We start from the raw sequence: 23,777 nt of genomic DNA, 5'->3' as shown, positions 1-23,777 counted from the left end.
TCACCCGACGCTTCGCGTCGACCTCTCCTCCAGAGGGAGAGGTGAAGAAAGATCAGTAGATCTTGCTGAACTCTTCGATGTTCGACGCGTCGAACTGGAAGGGCGCAGCCATGGCGGCAGAGTTGGTGTCGTCCAGGGTCACTTCGCCAACCTTGCCGATGGAGAGCGTCGCGCCGGGCGCAGCTTCTGCGCCTTCCACCAGGGCATTGGCGAGGTAGACAGCCGAGTAGCCCAGGTCGATCGGGTTCCACAGGGCCACGGCCTGCGATGCACCATTGTCGATGAACTGCTTGAACTCGGACGGCAGGGCCAGGCCGGTCACATTGATCTGGCCGATCAGGTTCTGGTCGGTCACGACCTGGGCGGCAGCAACCACGCCGACAGTGGTCGGGGCGATGATGGCCTTGAGGTCCGGGTGGGCCGCGATCAGGCCACGGGCCTCTTCGGTCGACTTCACCGAGTCGTCGTCGCCATAGACAGTGGCAACCAGGTTGATGTTCGGGAACTTCTCGGGGATAGCGGCCTTGGCGGCTTCAATCCAGGCATTCTGATTGGTTGCGGTCGAGGCAGCCGAGAGAATGGCCACATCGCCGCCCTCAGGCAGATAGTCGGCAGCCAGCTTGATGATGGTTTCGCCGATCAGGTCGATGTCGGACGGGTTGAGGTGGAGCTGGCGGCCTTCGGGGGCCACACCGGAGTCCCAGGAGATCACCTTGATGCCGCGTTCCATGGCGCGCTGCAACACCGGCACGAGCGCATCGGGGTCGTTGGCCGAGATGGCAATGGCGTCGACCTGCTGGGCGATCAACGAATTGACGACTTCGATCTGGGCTTCCGCCGTGGCCGAGGTTGGGCCCGTGTAGATCACTTCAACGTCACCGAGTTCGGCCGCAGCCTCTTCGGCGCCCTTGGCAGCGGCGTCAAAGAAGCCATTGCCGAGCGACTTGACGACAAGTGCTATGCGCGTCTGTGCCATGGCCGGGGTGGCGAGCAGCACGGCAGCAGTGGCCGTGGCAGCGAGCAGTTTCCATAGTTTCATTTGGTCCCTCCCTGGGATTGTCTGGTCTTGGTCTTTTGGTCCCATTCTCAGGCGGCGGTCGTTTCCGCCTGAGCAGTCGCATCCGCCACGATGAGCCGCACGCCTGCCGTTTCCAGCATCTGGCGGTCTTCGTCGCGGATACCGCTGTCGGTGATGACAGTGGCAATTCGGTCGAGCTCACACAGGATGAGGCTCGAGCGTCCCGAAAACTTGGAAGAGTCGGCCAGGACGATCAGCTCGTCTGCCTGGCCGATCAACGCCAGCTCGGACTGCACGATCATTGGATCGGCCTCCATCAGCCCGTGGGCACCGATGCCCTGGCAGCCGATGAACATGCGCTTGGCGTAGAAATGGCTCGCCACCACACCGCCGAAAGGCGAGAGGATGACATTCTGCTCGCGATAGACCGTGCCGCCGGGAATGACGACGGAATTGCGCGAGTTATGAATGAGAAATTCGGCAATGGCGAAGCTGTTGGTGAAGACGCTGAGGCGCCTGCCCGTCAGGTGATGCACCATCTGATAGGTCGTGGTGCCGCCATTGATGATGATCGGCTCCCCGTCATTGCACATCTCGGCAGCGACGCGGGCAATTGCGCGCTTCTGCGCGATGTTGAGCGTTTCATTGACGGAAAATGGCCGACCCATCAGGCCACCCTGGGCCGGTGGGTTAAGCGCTTCGGCGCCACCCCGCACCCGGCGCAGCCTGCCCTGCTCATCCAGGGCCGCAATATCACGACGAATGGTGGCTTCCGACGAGCCTGTCACCTCGCAAAGCTCCGCGACCGTCACCACGGGGTGGGACTGAGCGGCGGCGAGAATGACGCGGTGACGTTCGGTTTCGTGCAATGCTGATACTCCCTGATTGCATTTGCTTCCATCATTTCCGGGCAGAGTCAATCACAATTCCGCATATCACTGTCATATTCGATCATACATGACGACATATGATCGTTTGTGATTGACAGTGTTGGCCGTTCTATGCGCATGTCCCGACTAACCAAGTCTCTGCCTATCTCCGGGAGGAAACCGATGTCCACCGCGCCCAAGCGCCTCGCCAATTTGTGGGATGACGCCAAAGCGGCCGCGATGTCAGAGCCGGAGCGCCTCGTCTATCGCTCGAACCTGCTTGGCTCGGACAAGCGCGTCACCAATTATGGTGGTGGCAATACCTCGTCCAAGATCATGCAGAAGGACCCGCTGACCGGCGAGATGGTCGAGGTCCTCTGGGTCAAGGGTTCGGGCGGCGACAATGCCTCGATCAAGCTGGACGGTTTTGCCACGCTTTACATGGACAAGCTGCGGGCCCTGAAGGGCCTCTATCGCGGCGTCGAATTCGAGGACGAGATGGTGGGCTACCTGCCCCACGCCACCTTCAACCTCAATCCGCGTGCCTCCTCCATCGACACCCCGCTCCACGCCTATGTGAACCGGCCCTATGTCGATCACATGCATCCCGACGCGATCATCGCCATCGCGGCTTCGAAGAATTCCAGGGAGCTGACCAAGCAGATTTTTGGCGACTCGATCGGCTGGCTGCCTTGGAAGAAGCCGGGCTTCGAGCTTGGCCTGTGGCTGGAAAAGTTCTGTCTCGACAACCCCGCCGCCAAGGGTGTCGTTCTCGAGTCACACGGCCTCTTCACCTGGGGCGACACGCCTAAGGAATGCTATGAAACCACCATTGCCATCATCAATCAGGCCATAGCCTGGTTCGAGGAGCAGACCGAGGGCAATACCATTTTCGGTGGCGCCGCCACCCAGTCCCTGCCGGCCGAAGAGCGCCGTGCCATTGCGGCTCGTCTGATGCCAAAAATTCGCGGCTTCATCTCCGAGGACAGCCACAAGCTGGGGCATTTCGACGACAGCGACGCCGTGCTGGAATTCGTCAATTCCAACAATCTGCGTCCGCTGGCGGCCCTGGGCACCTCCTGCCCCGACCACTTCCTGCGCACCAAGATCCGTCCGCTGGTCGTGGATTTCGACCCGGCCAATCCGGATGTCGATGCGGTCATTGCCGGCCTCGGCGACCAGATCGCCGCCTATCGCGCCGATTACGCCGCCTATTACGAGCGCTGCAAGCACGACAACTCGCCCACCATCCGCGATCCGAATGCCGTCGTCTACCTGATCCCCGGCGTGGGCATGATCACCTTCGCCAAGGACAAGGCCACCGCCCGCATTTCCGGCGAATTCTATGTCAACGCCATCAACGTGATGCGCGGTGCCTCGACCGTTTCCGAGTATCAGGGCCTCGACGAACAGGAAGCTTTCGACATCGAATATTGGCTGCTTGAGGAAGCCAAGCTGCAGCGCATGCCCAAGCCGAAATCCCTGGCCGGCAAGATCGCGATGGTCACCGGCGGCGCCGGTGGCATCGGCAAGGCGACGGCGGCCCGGCTCCTCCGCGAAGGCGCCTGCGTGGTGCTGGCGGATATCGACCAGACTGCGCTCGATGGCGCCACCGAGGAGCTGTCTGGCGTGTTCGGCAAGGATTTCGTCCGCCCGGTGAATATCAATGTCACCAAGGAAGACCAGATCATTTCCGGCTTCGCCCATGCCGTGGTCGAGTTCGGCGGCCTCGACATCCTCGTCTCCAATGCCGGCCTTGCCTCCTCGGCCCCGATCGAGGAGACCACGCTCGAGCTCTGGAACAAGAACATGGACATCCTGTCCACAGGCTATTTCCTCGTCAGCCGCGAAGCCTTCAAGATTTTCCGGAGCCAAAAGATCGGCGGCAATGTCGTCTTCGTCGCGTCCAAGAATGGCCTCGCCGCTTCGCCCAACGCTGCAGCCTATTGCACCGCCAAGGCCGCCGAAATCCACCTCGCCCGGTGCCTGGCCCTCGAGGGCGCCGAAGCGCAGATCCGCGTCAATGTCGTCAATCCCGATGCCGTGCTGCGCGGCTCAAAAATCTGGGCCGGCGAATGGCTCGAGCAGCGCGCCTCGACCTACAAGACCGACAAGGATGGCCTTGAAGAAATGTACCGCCAGCGTTCGATGCTCAAGCGCTCTGTCTTCCCCGAGGACATTGCCGAAGCCATCTACTTCTTCGCCTCGGAAGCCTCGGCCAAGTCCACAGGCAACATCATCAATGTCGACGCGGGCAATGCCCAGTCGTTCCCGCGCTGAGGATTGCGAGATGACCGAACACATCATCGACCCCTCCGTCGTCGAAGCCGAAAATGCCAGCCGCGCTGCGGATCTGCATGTCGATTACGACACCCTAGGCGAGCGCCTCGATCGGCGCGGCATCAATATCGACGCCCTCAAGGACAAGGTCGCCGCCTTTTCCGTCGCCGTGCCCTCCTGGGGCGTCGGCACTGGCGGCACCCGCTTTGCCCGCTTCCCCGGCAAGGGCGAGCCGCGCGACATTTTCGACAAGATCGAAGACTGCGCCGTCATCGCCCAGCTGACCCAGGCGACCAAGACCGTCTCTCTCCACATCCCGTGGGACAAGGCCGACCCCAACCGGCTCAAGCAGGCTGCCAGCCGATTCAACCTCGGCTTCGACGCCATGAACTCGAACACCTTCTCGGACGCCAAGGGTCAGTTGCAGAGCTACAAGTTCGGTTCACTTTCGGCCTATGACAAAGCAACACGAGACCAGGCCATCGAACATAATCTCGAATGCATCGAGATCGGCAAGACCATTGGCTCCAAAGCACTTACCGTCTGGATCGGTGATGGTTCCAACTTCCCCGGCCAGGTCAATTTCGCCGATCAGTTCGGCCATTATCTGGACGCCGTGAAGTCCATCTATGCCGCCCTGCCCGATGACTGGCGGCTCTACACCGAACACAAGATGTACGAGCCGGCCTTCTATTCGACCGTCGTGCAGGATTGGGGCACCAATTACCTGATTGCCAGGGAACTGGGCGACAAGGCCTTCTGCCTGGTCGATCTCGGCCACCATGCGCCCAACGTCAATATCGAGATGATCGTCTCGCGGCTGGCCCAATTCGGTAAGCTGGGCGGCTTCCACTTCAACGACAGCAAATATGGCGATGATGACCTCGACGCCGGCTCGATCGATCCCTATCGCCTGTTCCTGGTGTTCAATGAACTGGTCGACGCCGAAGCCCGCTACAGCGACTTCCACCCGGCCCATATGCTCGACCAGTCGCACAATGTCACCGACCCGATCGAGTCGCTGATGCTCTCGGCCGCCGATGTGCAGCGCGCCTATGCCCAGGCCCTCCTGGTGGACCGCGCTGGTCTCAAGGCCGCGCAGGAGGGCAATGATGCCCTCGCCGCCACCCAGGCCTTGCGCCTCGCCTACCGCACCGATGTCGAGCCCATCCTGGCTATGGCCCGCATGGAACAGGGCGGCGCGATTGACCTCCTCGCTACCTACCGCGCATCGGGCTACCGCGCCAAGGTCGCCGAAATCCGCCCCGAAATCGCAGCCGGATCGGGCGGTATTGTCTAGTTTTCCGCGGCACCCCCCCGCCAAGGAAAACGGAAGTCCCGGTGAGCGATCACCGGGCCTTCTGCTTGTCTAGGGCTTCACCATCCCGCCGAAATAGTCGAGGGCATAGGCTTCCGTGCCCTCCACCTCGATCACCTCGCGCCCGCGAAAGCTGGCGACATTGCCCTCGCTCCGATCAACATACCGACCGAACTCCCCGGTCCAGTCAAAGCCACCAAGGAACCGCCCTTCCTGATACATGGCGCCCAATGCCGCCTTGATCGTGGCGCCGGCCCGCTCGCCATCGATCAGGTCGGGCCGCAGCACCTGCCCGTAATAGTTCATCGCCCAGACCGGCTCGTATCCCCGCCACAGCACCTCCTGCCCCAGGAAATCCGTGCCGCCGAAATAGCTGTCGAGATAGCGCCACTCGCCCTCGGACCAACTGAGATCGTTGGCTCCGGGCCGGCTGGGCTGGGTCCGCGCACCACCGCCGACATAGCTCATGGCCTTGGCGCGGACGATGATGGCGTTGAGTTCTGCGGCGGTCATGGGGGTCCCCTGTTCGAATGGGAACCAGTCTGCGGGCACGCCAGGCCATAGCGTGTCAGGAGAGCGTCATGCCCGTCTGGCTCTCGCGCAATTCCCGCGTCGCCTCCATGATCCAGTCGCGAAAGGCCCTGATCTTGGGTTGGTTCTTCCGGCTGACCGGATAGGCGAGGTAATAGCCGTGTCCGTCCCAGCCCACCGCCTTGAACGGCTGCACGAGCCGGCCTGCCGCCAGTTCGTCCCCGTAAAAGGCCGGCGTCAGCATGGCCACGCCCCGCCCGGCCGCCACGGCGGCCGCCTCGAGAAACTGCATGCCCAGCCGGGCAAAGGGCCGGTCTCCGGAGACCGGCATTTCGACGCCATGCGCCGCAAGCCATCTGCTGAGCCAGGGATCGTCCGGCGTCACCTGCGGCACGCGCAGCAGGTCGCGCGGCTCGCGCACCTGGTATTCCTCGATCACCTTTGCACTGAGAATGGGCGTGAACTCCGCCTTGAGCAGGCGGTGCCAGACCAGGCCTTCGGTCTCCCGGCTGGTCGCCCGGATCACCACGTCAATATCCTCGCCGGCAAAGTCGACCAGGTGCGTTGCGCTTTCCACGCGCACGGCAATGTCGGGATGGGCCAATTGGAACAGGCCGATATTGGGTGCCAGCCAGTGACTGGCAAAGGTGGGCACGGCGCTGATGGCCAGCATGCCGTCGATCTGCCCGCGCGAGCGCGCGAAGGCATTGCGCAATATGTCAAAGGCCTGTTCCACCTCGGGCGCCAGCCGCGCCCCCGCTTCGCTCAGTTCCACCTGCCGCGGCTTGCGCAGGAACAGCGGCGCGCCCACGCGCTCCTCGAGGATCTTGATCTGGTAGCTCACAGCGGCCTGGGTCATGCCCAGTTCCTCGGCGGCACGGGTGAAATTGAGGTGCCGCGCCACCGCCTCGAAGGCGCGCAACGCGGCCAGTGGCGGCAAGGACATGCATCAAATCTCCTTATGGCAGCTTATCGATGTTTAGTTGGAAACCTGCAGTATTCGGCGGCAGATTGTGCCTCATGTCAACCACATAGAGGCACCGGCCATAAGGCCTGTGAATGAAAAATGATCTCGATTCCAGCCCTAGTCGCACTGCTTGTGCCTGTCCCCGCCCTGCGCAATGCTGCAACCGAAGCGCTGGTGCAGCGCCGCCGCCGGCGCGCTGTCGCAGCACTGCACCTCGAACCGCACTTACTTAAGGACGTGGGTCTTGAGGCCTATGAATCTCCGGCCGACGATCCGCGTTGGGTTCGACGCTTTGACCTTGATCGTTAAGGCTTGCCGTTTGCGGGCAGTGGCCTAAAACAGCCCCATGTCCAAAACCACCCCCGCCACAATCGCCCTCGCGAGGGGGAACATCCCCTTCACCCTCGCCCACTATGAATACGACCCCCATGCCGAGCGTGTCGGCCTGCAGGCCGCCGAGGCAATGGGCGTATCGCCTTCCGAAGTATTCAAGACGCTGATGGCCGAGCTCGACGGCAAGCCCATCTGCGCCATCGTCCCTTCGGACGAGGAAGTGAACATGAAGAAGCTGGCCGCCGCCCTGGGCGGCAAGTCTGCCCAGATGATGAAACCGGCCGACGCCGAGCGCCTCACCGGCTACAAGGTGGGCGGCATCAGCCCGCTCGGCCAGCGCAAGCAGGTGCCTACGGCGCTCGATGAATTGGCTACGCTCTACGACGAGATATTCCTCAATGGCGGCCAGCGCGGCCTGCAGATTCGCATCCGCCCTACCGATCTCGTCACCGCGCTGGGCTGTGTCGTGGCAGACCTGGTTCGGTAAACCAAAGGCGCCTCGCCCAAAGCGGGGTCAAAAACGACAAAAGGCGCCCGGGTGGACGCCTTCATCGGATGACAGTCTGGAGTGCCGCCTTGTGGCGACAGTCGCTGATTAGGCGACGTAGGTGCCGCGTGCGATGGCGCGGATGTCACCCTTGGTGATGCCGAGATCGTGCAGCTGGCGGGCGTCGAGGTTGTTCAGCTCGCGCAGGGTGCGCTGGTACTTGGCGTAGTCGGCAATCTTCTTGGCGATGTTCATTTCGGTTCCCCTTCGTTTGATGACCCTTATCTAGATCACTCTGGTCGTGATTAGTAGATGGCCATTGTGCACATCCGTTATGCATCTGGTGCAAACGAAAGAGGCATTTCTGCCGAAATTGCCGCCCAGCCGCCGTGGGACGGCGACAGAGTCGCAAACCCATCGGACGAATTAACACGTTGAAAACAAAAGAAAAAACCGGGTCCAGACACCTCCAGACCCGGCTTTTCGATTTTTGACCATTCGGTCAACAGCCATGCACTAGCCGGCTGTGGTGTCGCGCTTCTGCTCGCGGGCCAGCCGCCGGTCCTCGCGCATTTCGAACCACATGGCGTTGAGAATGCCGAAGGTGCAGGCCAGGCCCAGGCCCAATATCCAGGAAAAGTACCACATGTCGTTCTCCTAATAGGCGTTGGGGTTCTTGCCCAGGCTCTCTGGGGTCACGGTGCCACGCATCACCCGGAACACCCAGGCAGTGTAGAGCAGCACGATTGGCAGGAAGACCAGCGTGGCCAGCAACATGATGAACAGGGTCATGTGGCTCGACGAGGCGTCCCACAGGGTCAACCCGGCATTGGGCATGGTCGAAGAGGGCAGGAAGAAGGGGAACACGGAGACACCGGCCGTCGAAACAATGCCGAAGATACCGGCGCTGCTACCCAGATAGGCCAGCCAGCGGTAGCGGCCCATCAGCCCCAGCACGGCGAGAGCCATGCCGACAAAGCCCAGCGCTGGCGCCGCCATCATCCAGGGATAGGTGCCGTAATTGCTGAGCCAGCCGCCCTGCACCAGTTCCACCGTCTTGCCCAGCGGGTTGATGGGACCATTGGGGTCGATGGCGCTAGTGACGGCATAGCCATTCATGAACGCCACCCAGACGCCGCCCAGGGCAAACAGCGCCAGCGTCCCGAGCCCGGCCCAGATCCCATAGGTCTGCGCCCTTTGGGCGAGGATTCCTTCGGTACGGCCAAGGATCAGGGTGGCCCCATGGGTGACGATCATGCCCAGGCTCACCAGCCCCGCCAGCAGCGCGAAGGGCATCAGCAACTGGAAGAAGTTACCTGTGTAGAAGATGCGCATGCTGTCATCGAAGTGGAAGGGTGCCCCCAGCAGCACATTGCCCACGGCCACGCCCATGATCAGGGCCGGCACGAAGCCGCCGATGAACAGGCCCCAGTCCCAGGCCGAGCGCCAGCGCGGGTCCTCGATCTTGCCGCGGAACTTGAAGCCCACGGGCCGCAGGATCAGGGCCAGCAGGATCACGATCATGGCGAGGTAAAAGCCCGAGAAGCTGACGGCGTAGAGCGGCGGGAAGGCGGCAAAGATGGCGCCACCGCCCAGGATCAGCCAGACTTGGTTGCCCTCCCAGGTCGGTCCGATGAGGTTGAGCAGCACGCGCCGCTCCTCGTCAGTACGGGCGACGAAGGGCAACAGTGCCCCGACGCCGAGGTCGCGCCCACCCATGATGGCAAAGCCGATCAGCAGCACACCCAGCAGCAGCCACCAGATCAGCCGCAGCGTTTCGTAGTCGAGAGGAATGGTACTCACGATCCAAGCTCCTTGGTTGCGGGCGTGGCAGGCAGGGTTGTGATGACGAAGTCGTCTTCGTCATCCTGGGTGAACAGCTTCTCCTTGGGGCCGGCTTTCACGATCCGCACCATGAGCATGATCATGATCACCAGCAGCACGGTATAGACGAGCACGAAGAAGGTCAGCGACAACACCAAGTCGAGCACGCTGAGGCCCGAAGCGGCATAGAAGGTCGGCAATACGCCTTCCACCACCCAGGGCTGCCGCCCGAACTCGGCGATGAACCACCCAGATTCAATGGCGATCCAGGGCGTGGGCAGCAGGAACACCGTGAACCACAGCAAGGGTTTGTTGGTGTCGATCCAGCCGCGCGAAGCGCGATAGAACCACAGGCCGAAGAAGGCGATGAAGAAGAAACCCAGGCCCATCATGATGCGGAAGGTCCAGAACAGCGGCCAGACATCGGGCACCGTGTCCTGGGCCGCCATGGCGACTTCCTCGTCCGTGGCGTTCTGCACATCATCGCGATAGCGCTTGAGCAGCAGACCGTAGCCCAAATCGGCCCAATGCTCCTCGAACACGGCCCGTGCCTCTGCATTGCTGCCATCGGCGCGGATCTGCTCGAGCGCATCATAGGCGACCATGCCCGAGCGGATGCGGTCGCCAGCGCGGTCCACCAGTTCGTGAATGCCGGGCAGTTCCTTGTCGAGCGAGCGCGTGGTGATCAGGCCGCCGACCCACGGCACCGAAAGCGACCAGGCCGTTTCACCATCGGCGCCGGGAATGGCAATGATGGTCCAGGGCGCAGGGGCCGGCTCGGTGTGGAAAGCCGCTTCGAGCGCCGCGATCTTCATGATCTGGTTTTCGGTGGCGACATAGCCGCTTTCGTCACCCAGCACGACAACCGACAGGGCCGAGGCCAGGCCAAAGCTGGCAGCCACGACAGCGGAGCGCTTGGCCATTTCCACATGCTTGCCCTTGACCAGGAATAGTGCCGAGATCGACAGCACGAAGACTGCACCGCAGACATAGCCGGCGCTGACCGTGTGCACGAATTTGGCCTGCGCCACCGTGTTGAAGATCACCGCCATGAAGTCGGTGATTTCCATGCGCATGGTGTCAGGATTGAATTTTGCGCCGACCGGGTTCTGCATCCAGCCATTGGCGATGAGGATCCAGAGGGCAGAGAAGTTGGCACCCAGCGCCACCAGCCAGGTGACGACCAGGTGCCCCACCTTGCTCAGCCGGTCCCATCCGAAGAAGAACAGGCCCACGAATGTGGCTTCGAGGAAGAAGGCCATCAAGCCTTCAATGGCCAGCGGCGCACCGAAGACATCGCCCACATAATGGCTATAATAGCTCCAGTTCATGCCGAACTGGAATTCCATGACGATGCCGGTGGCGACGCCCATGGCGAAGTTGACGCCGAACAAGGTACCCCAGAACAGAGTGGCCTTGCGCCAGACGTCGCGTCCGGTCATCACATAGACGCTCTCCATGATGGCCATCATAAAGGACAGGCCCAGCGTGAGCGGCACGAAGATGAAATGATACATCGCGGTAGCGGCAAATTGCCATCGCGAGAGGTCGACGACGAGCATGTCGATCATGGCACGTTTGAACTCTCTGGTTGCGACGGCCAGAGTCGGGGCCGCCAATGTCCCTCTTATGCTGCCACAGACTGGTCTTTGCCTTGATTCAGATCAAGCCACTTGGCCTTGCGGTCCGCTAGATAGACACTGAGCCATCAGGAACTCCGACAAGCAGGCAATAGGGGCCCCGTGACCACCCCAAAGGACAAGTCCGGCGCTAAAGCGCTGAACATGATCGCCCGCCGTGGCGGCGGCCCGCTCATCCTCGCCATGTCAGCACCTATCCTTGGCGGCCTCCTGCTGATCTGGCAGGCCTGGACGTTGTCGGATGTGCTGGGGCGTGCCATCGAAGGCGGCGAAGCGGCAAGCGCGCTCATGCCAGCAGTTGCTATCGTCCTGGGATTGCTTCTGGTCCGCGCACTGCTGGGCGCTGTTGGCGAGCAGGCGGGCCTGGTGGGCGCGGAGCGCATCAAGCGCCATGTCAGACAGGCGCTGTTCACGCAGATGCTCGCAAGGCCGCCCCGCGCCACTGACCTTGCCCCCTCCGGCGTAGCTGCCGCGGCCATTGTCGACCAGGTCGATGCCGTTGAAGGCTATTTCGCGCGCTACCTTCCGGCCGCGCTCCAGGCCGCCCTACTGCCGTTAATTTTCGGCGCCGTCATTCTTCCGCTCGATTGGGTCGCCGGGCTTCTCTTTCTTGTCACGGCACCGCTTATCCCGCTGTTCATGGCGCTGGTGGGATGGGGCGCACAAATCGCCACGGACCGTCAAGCCCGGGCGCTCAGCCATCTCACCGGCCGTTTTGCCGACCGATTGCGGGGCCTGCTGACACTCAAGCTTTTCGGCCGCGAGCAAGCGGAGACGGCTGGCATCGTCGACGCCAGCGAGGCCCTGCGCCTGCGCACGATCAAAGTGTTGCGCATTGCCTTCCTCTCTTCCGCTGTACTCGAGTTCTTTGCGGCGTTGGGAGTGGCGGGTATTGCGCTCTATGTCGGCCTCACCTTCATCGACTATCTCCAGCTACGCTCCGGTCCACTGACCCTGCAATTGGGTATGTTCCTGCTGCTCATGGCCCCCGAAGTTTATAACCCCCTGCGCCTGTTCGCTTCCCACTACCATGACCGTGCTGCTGCTCGATCGGCCATCGCCGAGATCACGCAGCAATTGGGCGTCAGTCCGAACATGCCGGTTACTCTTGCCGATATCGCGCCGCGGAGCGGCTCGCCGATCGATGTTACCCTTTCGGACGTCACATTGCGCACCCCGGACCACATGGCCGGCGTGGCATTGGACATTTCCGTCCATGTATCCCCCGGGCAGAATGTTGCGCTACTCGGCCCGAGTGGAAGTGGCAAGTCGACCTTGCTCGAGGCCATCGTCCGCCTGCGTGATCACACCGGCTCCATCCTGCTCGACGGGCGCCCCCTGGACCAATGGTCAGAGGCGGAAATGCGTGGCCGCACGTTCCTACTCACCCAGAAGCCGCGGATCATTCATGCCAGCATAGCGGAGAATATTGCCCTGGCTCGGCCCGGGGCGACGCGCCAGGAGATTGAACGCGCTGCCGAGCACGCTGACGTCTCCGGGTTTGCCGGAGGTCTCTCCGAAGGTCTGGATACCCTGGTAGGCGAGGACGGCGTCGGCCTTTCGGGCGGGCAGGCGCAACGCGTTGCGCTGGCGCGCCTCTTCCTGCGCGATGCCAGTCTCATCCTGCTCGACGAACCGACCGCACATCTCGACCAGACCCTGGAGCGGGAGGTGGTGACGCGGCTGCTCGACTATGCACGCGGCCGCACGCTGATCGTCGCTACCCATTCTGAGGCGCTCGCGGCGCGTATGGACAAGGCCTATCGGCTGGTCGGCGGCACTCTGCTGAGTACACCGCTGCTGAACCAGAAAAGGAATATTGCATGAAGGCGCTGCTTACCTTCCTGCCGCTCTTCCGCCAACGCAGCGGCGCCATGCTGTTGGCCCTGTCGCTGTCCCTGATTACGCTTGTGGCGGGCGTATCCCTGCTCGGAACCTCGGGCTGGTTCATCACCGCCACTGCCCTCACCACAGCGGGGTTGGGTTTCAACCTCTTCGTCCCTTCAGCGATGGTACGCGGCCTGTCCTTCGTGCGGATTCTGGCGCGCTATGGCGAGCGCCTCGTCGGTCACAATGCCACGCTCAGATTGCTGTCGGATCTGCGTGGCTGGCTGTTTCAGCGCCTATTCCCGCGTCTGCCTCTGCCCGACCGTTCTTTGCGGCACGGCGATCTGGTGTCTCGCCTCACCGCCGATGTTGATGCTCTGGACACGGCCTTTCTCGTCGCCATTGGCCCCTTGGTGGCTGCCGTGATCGTGGGTGGCGCCATAACAGCCGTGTTGGTGGTCCTGCTGCCGGCAGCGGCGCTTCCCTACGGCCTGGCACTGGCTCTTGCCGGTCTCGGTGTGCCTGCCGCCATGGTGGCGGCAGGCCGCCGGGCGGGGCGTGCGAGCGTTGCGGCCCGCGCCGATCTGCGCATGGGTGTGCTGGACGGGATGAAAGGGCATGCCGATCTGCTTCTGCTCGGCTTTCTGGGCACCACTGCGGAACGCTTTGAGTATCTGGGCGAGGAGACATCACGGCTCAACCTGCGCCTGGGCGCCATCACAAGTGCTGGCAGCCTTCTCGTCCAGGTGTTGGCGGCCATTGCCCTAGTCGGGACATTGTGGGCCGGTCTCGTTGCGCTCGAGGGTGGCCGGATCGAGGGGCCTCTAATGGCCGGTCTGGTGTTGGCCGTTCTGGGAAGTTTCGAAGTCACGGGCCTCATCGTACGCAGTACCAGCAAGGCGACTCAGGCCATGGCCGCCGCCGAGCGGCTGGTGGCACTTGCCGAAATGCCGACGCCAGTCCTCGAACCCGCCTCGCCTGTGGTGATCGATAGGTCTGATCAAACCATTTCGCTCGACCATGTTACATTCGCCTATCCCGGCCTGCCGTCGGTTCTGGACGATATCACCCTTTCGGTCGCGGCAGGGGAGCGCGTAGCCATCATCGGCCCCAGCGGCAGCGGCAAGACCACGCTGCTGCATCTGCTTCTGCGGTTCAGCGATCCGCAAGCCGGCACGATCCGCTTGGGGTCCACTCCTATTCCCGCCATTCGCACCGCCGATCTCCATGCCAATATGGCCCTGCTCAGCCAGGACAGTCCGGTCTTCATCGACACCATCCGCAACAACTTGCTCATCGGCCGAGCCGATGCCGATGAAGACGCCCTCTGGCAGGCCCTGGCCAAGGCGCAGCTGGATGGGCATATTCGGACCTTGCCCAAGGGGCTCGATACGATCATTGGCGAAGCCGGACGGACATTTTCGGCCGGACAGGCGCGCCGCCTATGTCTGGCGCGCGCGCTGCTCTCCGGAGCGCCTGTGCTTCTGCTGGATGAGCCGACCAATGCGCTGGACCGGGAAACCGAAGAAGCCTTCTTCGAAGTACTGGCCACCGCCGCCAAGGATCGCACCGTCATCATGGTCACTCACGCAAGCATTCCTGACGGTACTGTCGACCGCGTGCTGACCCTGGAGCACGGCAAGCTTGCCTAGCCGCAGCGCAACCTCAGACGCGCCAGGTCGGGAACCGAAACGTGGCGATAATTGACGATTTCAATCACGCCGTCCGCCTTGAGCCGGCTGATCTGCCGGCTGACGGTTTCGACCGTCAAACCTAGAAAGTCGGCAATATCGGCGCGGCTCAGTGGCAGGTCGAAGCTGGTCACTGCGTCTTCTGCGGGGTCTATGTGGGTTGCAATCAGATAGAGAAAACTGGCGACTTTCTCGGCTGCGGTTTTGCGGCCCAGCGTCACCATCCAGTCGCGCGCCTCATCCAACTCGCGCAGTGCCTGCATCATCACCCGGTGCTCAAGCGCCGCATTCTCCTCCAGAATGGCTTCGAAACGCGCCTTGGGGATGAGACAGAGTTCCACATTGGAGGCGGCTTCCGCCGACACGCGGCTCTCAGAAGCAAAGGGACGCCCCAGCAGATCAGGCGCGAATTGAAGGCCCACCACCTGCTGGCGGCCATCTTCGAGCACCTTGGTCAGTTTCACCACGCCGCGCAGCACATTAGCGTAGGTAGCGATGGGCATGGCGTCGGCCATCAATTCCTCGCCCGCCACACGGTTGACGCGACGCGTGTGCTTGGACATTTCGAGCAATTGTTCCGGTGTCAGCGCACCGCAAATCCCTTGGTGCCGCGCCTCGCAACTTTGACATAATAGCGGAACATCGGAATTATGAATGTCCTTGCGAAGTGTCTGCATTGGAAATGCTCCTGACTTCACAAGAAGTACGCTTGGCCAAGCCACGACATAAGTCGCAAGAATGTCGCTGTGCCAACTGGTCGCAGCGTTTGCTTGCCCGACAGGTCGGCGTGAAAGCAAACCGACCGAAGCGGGCCAACCGGCAATAACCTGAACTGGGCAGGGAGAAGCGCATGCAGGTGAACGTCTTCATTTCGGCTGGAACCGAGGAAAATCCGCCCAAGCTTCTGGTGTTGCCGCTCGGACCGGAAGCGGCCATCCCTCGGCACCTTCAGGGCACCGAGTGGCGGCATTTTGCGACCACCATGACCGATGACCGGCTGCTGGGCGCGCGCGCCGCCGATATCGAGGCGGACATCGCGGCGAATGGCTATGCGCTGGTGGCCCCCACCGGCTGAAGCCGGCACGAACCTCACCCCTTGACCTTACCATCATGGGAAGGTCTATATGCTGATGGACGAGGTGACCTGCCATGAATGAACACGTCCATCACAACCCTAAATCTACGTCGATTTCTCTCGATATCGAGGGGATGACCTGTGCCTCCTGCGTTAACCGCGTGGAGAAGGCCTTGCTCAAGGTGCCTGGAGTGGGAGCGGCTTCGGTCAATCTGGCCACTGAACGCGCCACCGTCTCAGGCGGCAATGTCGACGCCCTGCTCCAGGCAGTCCAGAAGGTTGGCTACAAGGGCAGCCTGCGCCAGCCCGAAGCCCCGGCGCATGATCATATGCACCACCACGACGAAGATGCCGCCATCCTCAAGCGCGACGTCATCATCGCGGCTATTCCGACCCTGCCCCTGTTCCTGATCGAAATGATCGGCCACGCCTACATGCCCTTCCATATGTGGGTCATGTCCGTCGTCTCAATGGACGTGCTGTGGGTGACCTATTTCGTTCTTGCCAGCTTCGTGTTGTTCGTTCCGGGATTGCGGTTCTTCAAAATTGGTTTTCCCGCCCTTCTGCGCGGCGCGCCAGAGATGAACTCTCTGGTGGCTCTGGGCGCCGGGGCGGCCTGGCTCTATTCGAGCATCGTCACCTTCGCGCCGCAGCTGGTGCCGGCGGAAACCCGCTATGTCTATTTCGAGGCGGCCGCCGTCATTGTGACGCTGATCCTCTTCGGTCGCTGGCTCGAGGCCATTGCCAAGGGACGCACAGGCGAGGCCATTGGGCGGCTGGTGCAGCAACAGGCCAGGACGGCCCGCGTACAGCGCAATGGCGAGGCGGTTGAGCTGCCGGTTGAAGCGGTAAAGGTCGGCGATGTGGTGCTTGTCCGCCCCGGCGAGAAGATCGCCGTGGATGGCGAAGTCATCGAAGGAGCCAGCCATATCGACGAGTCGATGATCTCGGGCGAACCGCTGCCTGTCTCCAAGACTGTTGGTGACAGCGTGGTGGGCGGTACGCTCAACACTTCGGGCAGTTTCAGCTTCCGCGCCACCAAGGTCGGCGCCGATACCATGCTGGCCCATATCATCCGCATGGTCGAAGACGCCCAGGCGGCCAAATTGCCCATCCAGGCGGTGGTCGACCGGATAACGGCGGTCTTCGTGCCGATTGTCATCGGCCTTGCAATCCTTACGGCCATTGTTTGGTTCTGGCTCGGCCCCGATCCGGCGCTGACCTATGCTCTGGTCAACGCGGTTGCCGTGCTCATCATCGCCTGCCCCTGCGCCATGGGCCTGGCAACGCCGATGTCCATCATGGTCGGCACCGGTCGCGCGGCACAACTCGGCGTTCTCTTCCGCAAGGGTGAGGCGCTGCAGCAGCTTCGCGATGCCGGGATCGTGGCCTTCGACAAGACGGGCACGCTGACCGAGGGCAAGCCTGAGCTGACCGATCTTATCCTTGACGATGATTTCGAGCATGATGAGGTCCTGGCATTGGTGGCGGCGGTCGAGAGTCATTCCGAGCACCCCATCGGCTCCGCAATTGCCGCCGCCGCCGAGAAGGCAGGCCTCACTCTGGGCACCGTCACCGAGTTCAGCTCCAATCCTGGGACCGGCGTCACCGCCCGGGTCGATGGGCGTCTTGTGGCGGTGGGCTCGCAGCGCCACATGGCCCACCTGGACTTTTCCGATTTCTCGGAGGCCATCGACAAGCTCGCCGCCGAGGGCAAGACGCCCGTGTTCGCGGCCATCGATGACAAGCTAGCTGCCGCCATCGTGGTGGCCGACACCGTCAAGCCGACCAGCAAGGCGGTCATCGAGGCCCTGCATGGCATGGGTCTGAAAACCGCGATGATCTCGGGAGACAATGAACGCACAGCCAGGGCCATTGCTGCGCAACTCGGCATTGACGAGGTGCGGGCCGAAGTCCTACCTGCCGACAAGGTGGACGCGATCAAGTCGCTGCGTCAGGGCAATCGGGTCGTTGCCTATGTCGGGGACGGCATCAATGATGCCCCGGCCCTGGCGGAAGCCGATATCGGTATTGCCGTTGGTTCGGGCACCGATGCGGCCATCGAGAGCGCCGATGTGGTGCTGCTCGGCGGTGATCTCAAAGGCGTCCTCAATGCGCTGAAGGTCAGCCGCGCTACCCTGCGCAATATCTGGGAAAACCTGTTCTGGGCGTTTGGCTATAACGCCATTCTCATTCCGGTGGCTGCCGGGGCTCTCTACCCCGCCTTTGGCATTCTGCTCTCCCCTATGATCGGCGCCGGCGCCATGGCGCTCAGCTCTGTCTTTGTGGTGGGCAATGCGCAGCGCCTGCGTTCGGTCCGGGGAGTGGACGCATGAACATCGGACAGGCCGCGCAGAAATCGGGCGTTTCGGCCAAGATGATCCGCTATTACGAGCAGATCGGACTCATCTCCCCGCCTTCGCGCACCGACAGCAACTACCGCGTCTATGGGCCGGACGAGGTGCATGTGCTGCGCTTCATCAAGCGCGCAAGAACGCTGGGCTTCTCCGTTGAGGAAACGGCGGCACTGCTGGGCCTCTGGCAGGACCGCTCCCGAGCCAGTGCCGAAGTCAGGGACATCGCCAGCGGCCACATCCAGGCGCTTGAAGCCAAGATCGACGAGCTGCAGGGCATGGTAAAAACACTGCGCCATCTCGTCCACTGCTGCGCCGGCGACAACCGGCCCGATTGCCCCATTCTCGATGATCTTGCCGGCACCCCGGCAGGCAGCCAGACCAAAGGACACTGACATGACCGACAAGACCACGCTTACCGTCAACGACATGACCTGCAGTCACTGCGTAGGTACGGTGCGGCAAGCACTGGAAACGGCTCTGCCGGGCACCCAGGTCGAAATCGATCTGGGCACCCATAAAGTCAGCTTCACCGGCGACCGCGCCAAGGGCGAAGAGGCCATCCGCGAAGCCGGATACACGCCTGGTAACGCCTGAGAACGCACAAAACTGGTGAGCCCCCGCAACGCCAAGGAAGGCGGGCATCGCCCGGAACTCGGGCGGAGACATAGCTGGATTCGCGTGTCACCCTGACGACGGGCCAAGGCGTTGATCTCAAAAGAAAAGGGGCGCCAATGGCGCCCCTCTATAGTTGCTGTATCCGGCCTCAGAACGGGCTGTCCGGGAAATAGAACTGCTCGGCGTTCTCCGGTGTCACCAGCGGCGCACCCAGGATGTACTCACCCTGAACCGGACCATTGGAGGTGAAGTTGGCAACGGTCACATCCATGGCCGTGGCGATCATGGCGGGCGGATAGAGCACGTCGACCGGGATCAACTCGTCGCCGTCCATGATACCCTTGATGACGTCTTTCATGCCGGCGCCGCCGACGATGAACATTTCGTCTTCGCGACCGGCCTGGCGCACGGCTTCCACCACGCCCATGGCGATGTCGTCATCCTGCGCCCAGACGCCGTCGATGTCCGGGAAGCGCGACAGGAAGTCCTGCATCACTTCGAAGCCATCATCGCGGTTCCAGTTGGCAAACTGGTTGTCCAGCACGTTGATGCCGGAGCCTTCAATGCCGGCCATGAAGGCATCGAAGCGCTCGGTGTCGATGACGGTCGGGATACCACGCAGGATCACGATATTGTCGCCATCACCCAGGCGGGTCTTGAAGTATTCGGCCGAGACTGCACCCAGTTCGGTGTTGTTGCCGGCAACATAGACGTCCTGGATCGAGGTATCGGGCAGGCCACGGTCAACCACGGTGATGAAAGCGCCGGATTCCTTTGCCTGGCGGACCGGTTCCACCAGCGGGTCGGATTCGAAAGGCAGCACCACGAGGGCGTCGATCTGCTGCACGGAAACCAGATCCTCGATGTCGCTGGCCTGGTCGCCCGGGCTGTCGGCCGTCACCAGCACGATGTCGATATTGTCATAGGTGGCTTCCAGGCGCTTTTCGGCTTCCTGGGCGTGCCAGTTCAGGCCACCGGTCCAGCCATGCGTAGCGGCCGGAATGGAGACGCCGATCTTGACCTGGTCCTGAGCCAGTGCCGAGCCGGCCAAAGCGGTCGTTGCCGCCAGGGCCAGGGTCAATGCCTTGATAGACATGGGTAGTTCCTCCCTAGAAATTGGCGCTTGGCGCCGGTTGAGCCCAGCCACGAGGGCTTGGGAACTGTGTTGGCTATTCGGCCTTCCTGCCGCGCCGCCCGAGGCTGCCGCGCTGCAGATAGACCGCTGCCACGATGATCACGCCCTGAACCGCCCCATTGAGGTAGTTCGAGATGATATCGGTAAGGTTCAGAATGTTGCCGATGGCCGTCAGGATCAGCGCGCCGATCACGGTGCCGCCGATGCGACCGTAGCCGCCCTTGAGCATCGTGCCGCCGATAATCACCGCGGCGATCGCTTCGAGCTCCCAGAGCACACCGGTTGCCGAGGACGCCGAACCGAGGCGCGGCACATAGATGATGGTGGCCAGCGAGACGCAGAGACCTTGCAGAATATAGGTCCAGGTGCGGACGCGATCGACCTTGATGGCGGAATAGCGGGCCACCTGTTCATTGGAACCGATGGCCATGCAATAGCGGCCAAAGGCGGTGCGGTTCATCAGCACCCAGCCGATCACGGCCACGATGATGAACACCCACACCGGGTAAGGCAGGCCGATGAAGCTGTCATAGTAGACCGGGCGGTAGATTTCGCGTGCACCGCTATTGAGCGAGAGCGTGCCGCCATCGGCGAAATAGGTGATCAACGAGCGATAGATGCCCATCGTGCCCAGCGTCACAATAAAGGCCTCGATCTTGCCCTTGGTGGTCAGGAAACCGTTGATGAACCCCGCGCCGACACCAAGGATCACCGAGCAGCCAATGCCCAGCAGCACCGTCCAGATGGACGCACCCATGCTGTCGACCGCCGCGTTCATGATGATGATCATCATGCCCGCAATGAAGGCGGCCATGGAGCCGACCGACAGGTCGATGCCGCCGGCGGTGATCACAAAGGTCGCGCCGACCGCGATAATGCCGATAAAGGCCGAGCGGGTCAGCAAATTGGTGACATTGCCTTCCCCCAGGAACAGCGGGTTGAGGCTGTAGCCCAGGACGATCAGCAGGATCAGCGCCAGCAGCGGCCCTGCGGTCTTGAGGTCGAGCCGGAAGCCCTTGTGCTGCTTGCTTGCCGTATCAGGCACTGAGACGCTCATTTTCTCCACCCTGCTTGATGCCGGCCGCGTAACGCATGATCTCGGCTTCGGTAATTTCCGCGCCCTCCAGCACCCCGGCCATGCGCCCCTGGCGCATGACGACGACACGGTGGGAAAGGCCTATGACTTCCTGCATTTCCGAGGAGATGACGATGATCGCCTTCCCCTCGGCGGCCAGCGCCGCGATGATGTGATAGATTTGCTGCTTGGTGCCCACGTCGATGCCGCGCGTCGGCTCGTCCATGATGACGATCTCGGGCTCGCTCTCCATGGTCTTGCCCAGCATCAGCTTTTGCTGATTGCCGCCGGAGAGCTTACCCACCTGGACCGAGGGATCACGCGCCCGGATATCGAAGCGCCGCACTGCGCGGTCCAGCGCCTGCTCCTCGCTTCGACCATCCAGGAAACCCATGCGGAGGTGTTTTTTCAGCGTGAGGAGCGTCAGATTGGGTTGGAGGCCTGCATTGAGCAGCAGCCCCCGCCCCTTCCGGTCCTTGGTCATATAGGCCAGGCCCGCCGCAACGGATTTGGAGACATCGGCAAATTCGGCCGGGGCACCCTGCACGCTCACCGCGCCGCCGGACTTCTTGGTCAATCCCACGATTGCCTCGGCCACTGCCGTGCGCCCCGAGCCAATCAGTCCGGCAAAGCCCAGTATCTCGCCGCGCTTGAGGTCGAAGGAGATGCCTGAAATGCCCGGCGCTTCCAGATCGCGCACCGAAAGCACGACATCGGCATCCACGTCGGGCTCATGCTTGGGCGGATAAAGATTGGACAATTCGCGCCCGACCATCATCTGGGCGATGGAATCCGGCGTCAGGTTTTCCGTGCCGACCGTGGCGATCAACTGCCCATCGCGCAGCACCGTCACCCGATCGGCCAGCTCCATGATCTCGTCGAGCTTGTGCGAGATGAAGATCACCGCCACGCCCTTGGCGGTCAGTCGGCGCACCTGTTCGAACAGGGTGCGGCTTTCAGCCACCGAAAGCACGGCGGTCGGTTCGTCCATGATGATGACGCGCGCGTCGCGGCTGATGGCCTTGGCGATCTCGACCATCTGCTTGTCGGCCACCGACAGCGTATTGATCCGTGCATCTGGGTCGATCGACACATGCAGCGTGTCGAGAATGGCCCGTGCCTGTTCGCGCATATCCCGAAGCTTGAGGAAGGGACCGGATTTGAGTTCGCGCCCCAGGAATATGGAATCGGCGACCGTCAGGTGCTCGGCCAGCAGCAGTTCCTGGTGAATGACCACGATGCCCATGGCTGCCGCCTCGCCATTTGGAGGCAGCACAACCTTTTGGCCATCATAGGTGATCGTGCCCGAGGTGGGCTGTTCGATGCCGGAGAGGATCTTGATCAGGGTCGACTTGCCCGCGCCATTCTCGCCGATAATGGCGTGGACCTCGCCGGGACGAATGTCGAAATCGATGCTGAACAGCACCGGAATTTCGCCGAAGGATTTCGAGATGCGGTTTGCCGACAGAATCGGCGGCACAGATGTGTCCGGCGCTTCGGCCATATCGCTTTCCTCCCCGAGCCCGGCCCCGCTTGATGCAGCACTCATTCGCCCTAATCCGATGATGTAAAGGTTTTCATGATTTATGTAAAGGTTTACAGTGAGCGAAATCGGTTTATGCCTGTGGAGCGCCCATGGCTAAAGCTGCGGCGTCTGCTAAAGGCAGAATTGCGTTGGGGCCCAGGCCTCGGCGCGGAGGTGGAGGGCGCGGTGCTTCAGCAAAAGCTGGCCACGATTGAAGATGTAGCCGCCATGGCCGGGGTCTCCATCGCCACGGTCAGCCGCGCCATCAACGAGCCGACCAAGGTCGCCGACGCCACGCGCCGCCGCGTCATCGATGCCATTGCCCGCACCGGCTACACCACCAATGCCATGGCCCGGTCGCTGCGCATGCGGCGATCCAACATGATTCTCATTCTGGCCCCGGATGTGGGCGACCCGAACTTCTCCAATATCCTGGTGGGGCTGGAGACCGAGGCCAGCAAGCGTGGCTATGGCCTCCTGATCGGCAATACGCAGAACGACCCGAGCCGCGAAACCGACTATCTGCGTTTCATCAGCTCCAACCAGGCGGATGGGTTGATCCTCTTCACCGGACATCTACCCTTCGGGCTTGCGCAATCGCCGACGGAGGCGCGCCTGCCCCCGATGGTGGCAGTCAATGAGCCCGTATTGGGACAGGACATCCCATTTGTCGGCGTCGACAATTTCGAGGGGGCCCGGGTCGCTGCGGAGCACCTGATCTCACAGGGGCACCGGCGCATTGCCTTTGTCGGTCACGCGCCCAATCGCGAGATCAACCGGCTCCGCGAAGAGGGCTATAGAGCCGCACTCGGCGGCGCGGGCATCCAGATCGATCCGCGCCTCATCATCGACGGCGACGGCACCACCGAGAGCGGCCGCGCTGCAGCGGAGCTGATGTTCGTGCGCGACGCCCTGCCCACCGCTTTCCTGTGCGTCAATGATGCCACCGCCATGGGTGTCATCATCGCCCTAAATGCCCGCCGCTATGACCTGCCGCGGCAATTTTCGGTGATGGGTTTTGACGACATTTCCTTTGCCAGCTTCATCACTCCATCGCTGACCACGATGAAGCAGCCGCGCCATCGCATGGGCGAAGCCGCCATGGAACTATTGCTGACTTTGCTGGCAGGAGAGAAACCCAAATCGCGCGAAGTCCTGCTCCGGGCCGAACTTATCCTGCGCAATTCAGTGTCGCGTCCCGGCAACTGAC

Annotated in this window: 23 protein-coding genes; 11 read left to right on the top strand and 12 right to left on the bottom strand. The window is 62.2% G+C overall.

Annotated features, from left to right (window positions below):
* Positions 1-52: 52 nt before the first annotated feature.
* Both rhaS and QZ564_RS05070 read right to left on the bottom strand, forming a co-directional pair.
* The gene (gene rhaS / locus QZ564_RS05075) at positions 53-1,039 is read right to left on the bottom strand and encodes a rhamnose ABC transporter substrate-binding protein (protein WP_297105663.1); all 987 of its coding nucleotides are present in this window, start codon (positions 1,037-1,039) and stop codon (positions 53-55) included.
* A 47-nt stretch (positions 1,040-1,086) separates the two neighbouring features.
* Complete coding sequence (locus QZ564_RS05070; protein WP_297105661.1) at positions 1,087-1,887, bottom strand: DeoR/GlpR family DNA-binding transcription regulator; 801 nt, start codon at positions 1,885-1,887, stop codon at positions 1,087-1,089.
* Between the two features lie 183 nt (positions 1,888-2,070).
* Between QZ564_RS05070 and QZ564_RS05065 the strand changes: the two genes are divergently transcribed.
* Entirely contained in the window at positions 2,071-4,167 is a 2,097-nt protein-coding gene (locus QZ564_RS05065) for a bifunctional rhamnulose-1-phosphate aldolase/short-chain dehydrogenase (protein ID WP_297105659.1), read from the top strand.
* A 10-nt stretch (positions 4,168-4,177) separates the two neighbouring features.
* Positions 4,178-5,467: an L-rhamnose catabolism isomerase gene (gene rhaI, locus QZ564_RS05060; RefSeq protein WP_297105657.1), complete on the top strand. Its 1,290-nt coding sequence runs from the start codon at positions 4,178-4,180 to the stop codon at positions 5,465-5,467.
* A 69-nt stretch (positions 5,468-5,536) separates the two neighbouring features.
* Here the strand turns inward: rhaI and QZ564_RS05055 are convergent, their stop codons facing one another.
* Positions 5,537-5,998 carry a DUF5680 domain-containing protein gene (locus QZ564_RS05055; RefSeq protein WP_297105654.1) on the bottom strand — a complete coding sequence of 154 codons (462 nt, stop codon included), beginning with the start codon at positions 5,996-5,998 and terminating at the stop codon, positions 5,537-5,539.
* Between the two features lie 55 nt (positions 5,999-6,053).
* Entirely contained in the window at positions 6,054-6,962 is a 909-nt protein-coding gene (locus QZ564_RS05050; protein WP_297105652.1) for a LysR substrate-binding domain-containing protein, read from the bottom strand.
* A gap of 120 nt (positions 6,963-7,082) precedes the next feature.
* On the opposite strand from QZ564_RS05050, the gene QZ564_RS05045 reads away from it, so the two are divergent.
* Together QZ564_RS05045 and ybaK are read left to right on the top strand one after the other, a co-directional pair.
* Positions 7,083-7,292 carry a hypothetical protein gene (locus QZ564_RS05045; RefSeq protein WP_297105650.1) on the top strand — a complete coding sequence of 70 codons (210 nt, stop codon included), beginning with the start codon at positions 7,083-7,085 and terminating at the stop codon, positions 7,290-7,292.
* Positions 7,293-7,329: 37 nt separating this feature from the next.
* Complete coding sequence (ybaK, locus tag QZ564_RS05040; protein ID WP_297105648.1) at positions 7,330-7,803, top strand: Cys-tRNA(Pro) deacylase; 474 nt, start codon at positions 7,330-7,332, stop codon at positions 7,801-7,803.
* Between the two features lie 108 nt (positions 7,804-7,911).
* On the opposite strand, the gene QZ564_RS05035 is transcribed toward ybaK, so the two are convergent.
* The 4 genes from QZ564_RS05035 to QZ564_RS05020 form a co-directional block, all read right to left on the bottom strand.
* Positions 7,912-8,058, bottom strand: a complete 147-nt coding sequence (locus QZ564_RS05035) for a DUF1127 domain-containing protein (protein ID WP_297105645.1) — start codon at positions 8,056-8,058, stop codon at positions 7,912-7,914.
* Between the two features lie 261 nt (positions 8,059-8,319).
* Positions 8,320-8,451 carry a cytochrome bd-I oxidase subunit CydX gene (gene cydX / locus QZ564_RS05030; RefSeq protein WP_297105643.1) on the bottom strand — a complete coding sequence of 44 codons (132 nt, stop codon included), beginning with the start codon at positions 8,449-8,451 and terminating at the stop codon, positions 8,320-8,322.
* A gap of 9 nt (positions 8,452-8,460) precedes the next feature.
* Complete coding sequence (cydB, locus tag QZ564_RS05025) at positions 8,461-9,606, bottom strand: cytochrome d ubiquinol oxidase subunit II (protein WP_297105637.1); 1,146 nt, start codon at positions 9,604-9,606, stop codon at positions 8,461-8,463.
* Positions 9,603-11,195, bottom strand: a complete 1,593-nt coding sequence (locus QZ564_RS05020; RefSeq protein ID WP_297105753.1) for a cytochrome ubiquinol oxidase subunit I — start codon at positions 11,193-11,195, stop codon at positions 9,603-9,605. Before QZ564_RS05020 ends, cydB begins: the two co-directional genes overlap by 4 nt.
* A gap of 174 nt (positions 11,196-11,369) precedes the next feature.
* Between QZ564_RS05020 and cydD the strand changes: the two genes are divergently transcribed.
* Together cydD and cydC are read left to right on the top strand one after the other, a co-directional pair.
* Positions 11,370-13,094 carry a thiol reductant ABC exporter subunit CydD gene (gene cydD / locus QZ564_RS05015; RefSeq protein WP_297105626.1) on the top strand — a complete coding sequence of 575 codons (1,725 nt, stop codon included), beginning with the start codon at positions 11,370-11,372 and terminating at the stop codon, positions 13,092-13,094.
* The gene (gene cydC / locus QZ564_RS05010; protein WP_297105621.1) at positions 13,091-14,746 is read left to right on the top strand and encodes a thiol reductant ABC exporter subunit CydC; all 1,656 of its coding nucleotides are present in this window, start codon (positions 13,091-13,093) and stop codon (positions 14,744-14,746) included. Before cydD ends, cydC begins: the two co-directional genes overlap by 4 nt.
* On the opposite strand, the gene QZ564_RS05005 is transcribed toward cydC, so the two are convergent.
* Positions 14,743-15,462, bottom strand: a complete 720-nt coding sequence (locus QZ564_RS05005; protein ID WP_297105614.1) for a Crp/Fnr family transcriptional regulator — start codon at positions 15,460-15,462, stop codon at positions 14,743-14,745. The two genes, cydC and QZ564_RS05005, sit on opposite strands and share 4 nt — an antisense overlap.
* 173 nt (positions 15,463-15,635) lie before the next feature.
* On the opposite strand from QZ564_RS05005, the gene QZ564_RS05000 reads away from it, so the two are divergent.
* The 4 genes from QZ564_RS05000 to QZ564_RS04985 all read left to right on the top strand — a co-directional run bounded on the left by QZ564_RS05000 (position 15,636) and on the right by QZ564_RS04985 (position 18,811).
* Positions 15,636-15,860 carry a hypothetical protein gene (locus QZ564_RS05000; RefSeq protein ID WP_297105612.1) on the top strand — a complete coding sequence of 75 codons (225 nt, stop codon included), beginning with the start codon at positions 15,636-15,638 and terminating at the stop codon, positions 15,858-15,860.
* 74 nt (positions 15,861-15,934) lie between these two features.
* Positions 15,935-18,196, top strand: coding sequence for a heavy metal translocating P-type ATPase (locus tag QZ564_RS04995; protein ID WP_297105609.1), 2,262 nt, complete (start codon positions 15,935-15,937; stop codon positions 18,194-18,196).
* Positions 18,193-18,609 (top strand): Cu(I)-responsive transcriptional regulator, encoded by a 417-nt coding sequence (gene cueR / locus QZ564_RS04990; RefSeq protein WP_297105605.1) that lies wholly within the window; start codon positions 18,193-18,195, stop codon positions 18,607-18,609. The genes QZ564_RS04995 and cueR overlap by 4 nt, the downstream gene beginning before the upstream one ends.
* Before the next feature lies 1 nt (position 18,610).
* Positions 18,611-18,811: a heavy-metal-associated domain-containing protein gene (locus tag QZ564_RS04985; protein ID WP_297105602.1), complete on the top strand. Its 201-nt coding sequence runs from the start codon at positions 18,611-18,613 to the stop codon at positions 18,809-18,811.
* A 169-nt stretch (positions 18,812-18,980) separates the two neighbouring features.
* Here the strand turns inward: QZ564_RS04985 and QZ564_RS04980 are convergent, their stop codons facing one another.
* From QZ564_RS04980 to QZ564_RS04970, 3 genes are all read right to left on the bottom strand, one after another.
* Complete coding sequence (locus QZ564_RS04980; protein ID WP_297105599.1) at positions 18,981-19,928, bottom strand: substrate-binding domain-containing protein; 948 nt, start codon at positions 19,926-19,928, stop codon at positions 18,981-18,983.
* A 73-nt stretch (positions 19,929-20,001) separates the two neighbouring features.
* Positions 20,002-21,024, bottom strand: a complete 1,023-nt coding sequence (locus QZ564_RS04975; RefSeq protein WP_297105596.1) for an ABC transporter permease — start codon at positions 21,022-21,024, stop codon at positions 20,002-20,004.
* A complete protein-coding gene (locus QZ564_RS04970; protein ID WP_297105750.1) occupies positions 21,005-22,546 on the bottom strand; it encodes a sugar ABC transporter ATP-binding protein in 1,542 nt (513 codons plus the stop codon). Before QZ564_RS04970 ends, QZ564_RS04975 begins: the two co-directional genes overlap by 20 nt.
* 207 nt (positions 22,547-22,753) lie before the next feature.
* On the opposite strand from QZ564_RS04970, the gene QZ564_RS04965 reads away from it, so the two are divergent.
* The gene (locus QZ564_RS04965; protein ID WP_297105593.1) at positions 22,754-23,776 is read left to right on the top strand and encodes a LacI family DNA-binding transcriptional regulator; all 1,023 of its coding nucleotides are present in this window, start codon (positions 22,754-22,756) and stop codon (positions 23,774-23,776) included.
* Position 23,777: the final 1 nt, after the last annotated feature.

The sequence above is a fragment of the uncultured Devosia sp. genome (assembly GCF_913055165.1).
Taxonomy (GTDB): Bacteria; Pseudomonadota; Alphaproteobacteria; order Rhizobiales; family Devosiaceae; genus Devosia.
The sequence above is the reverse complement of the archived record's forward strand: the minus strand, read 5'-3'. Positions and strand labels throughout refer to the sequence as shown.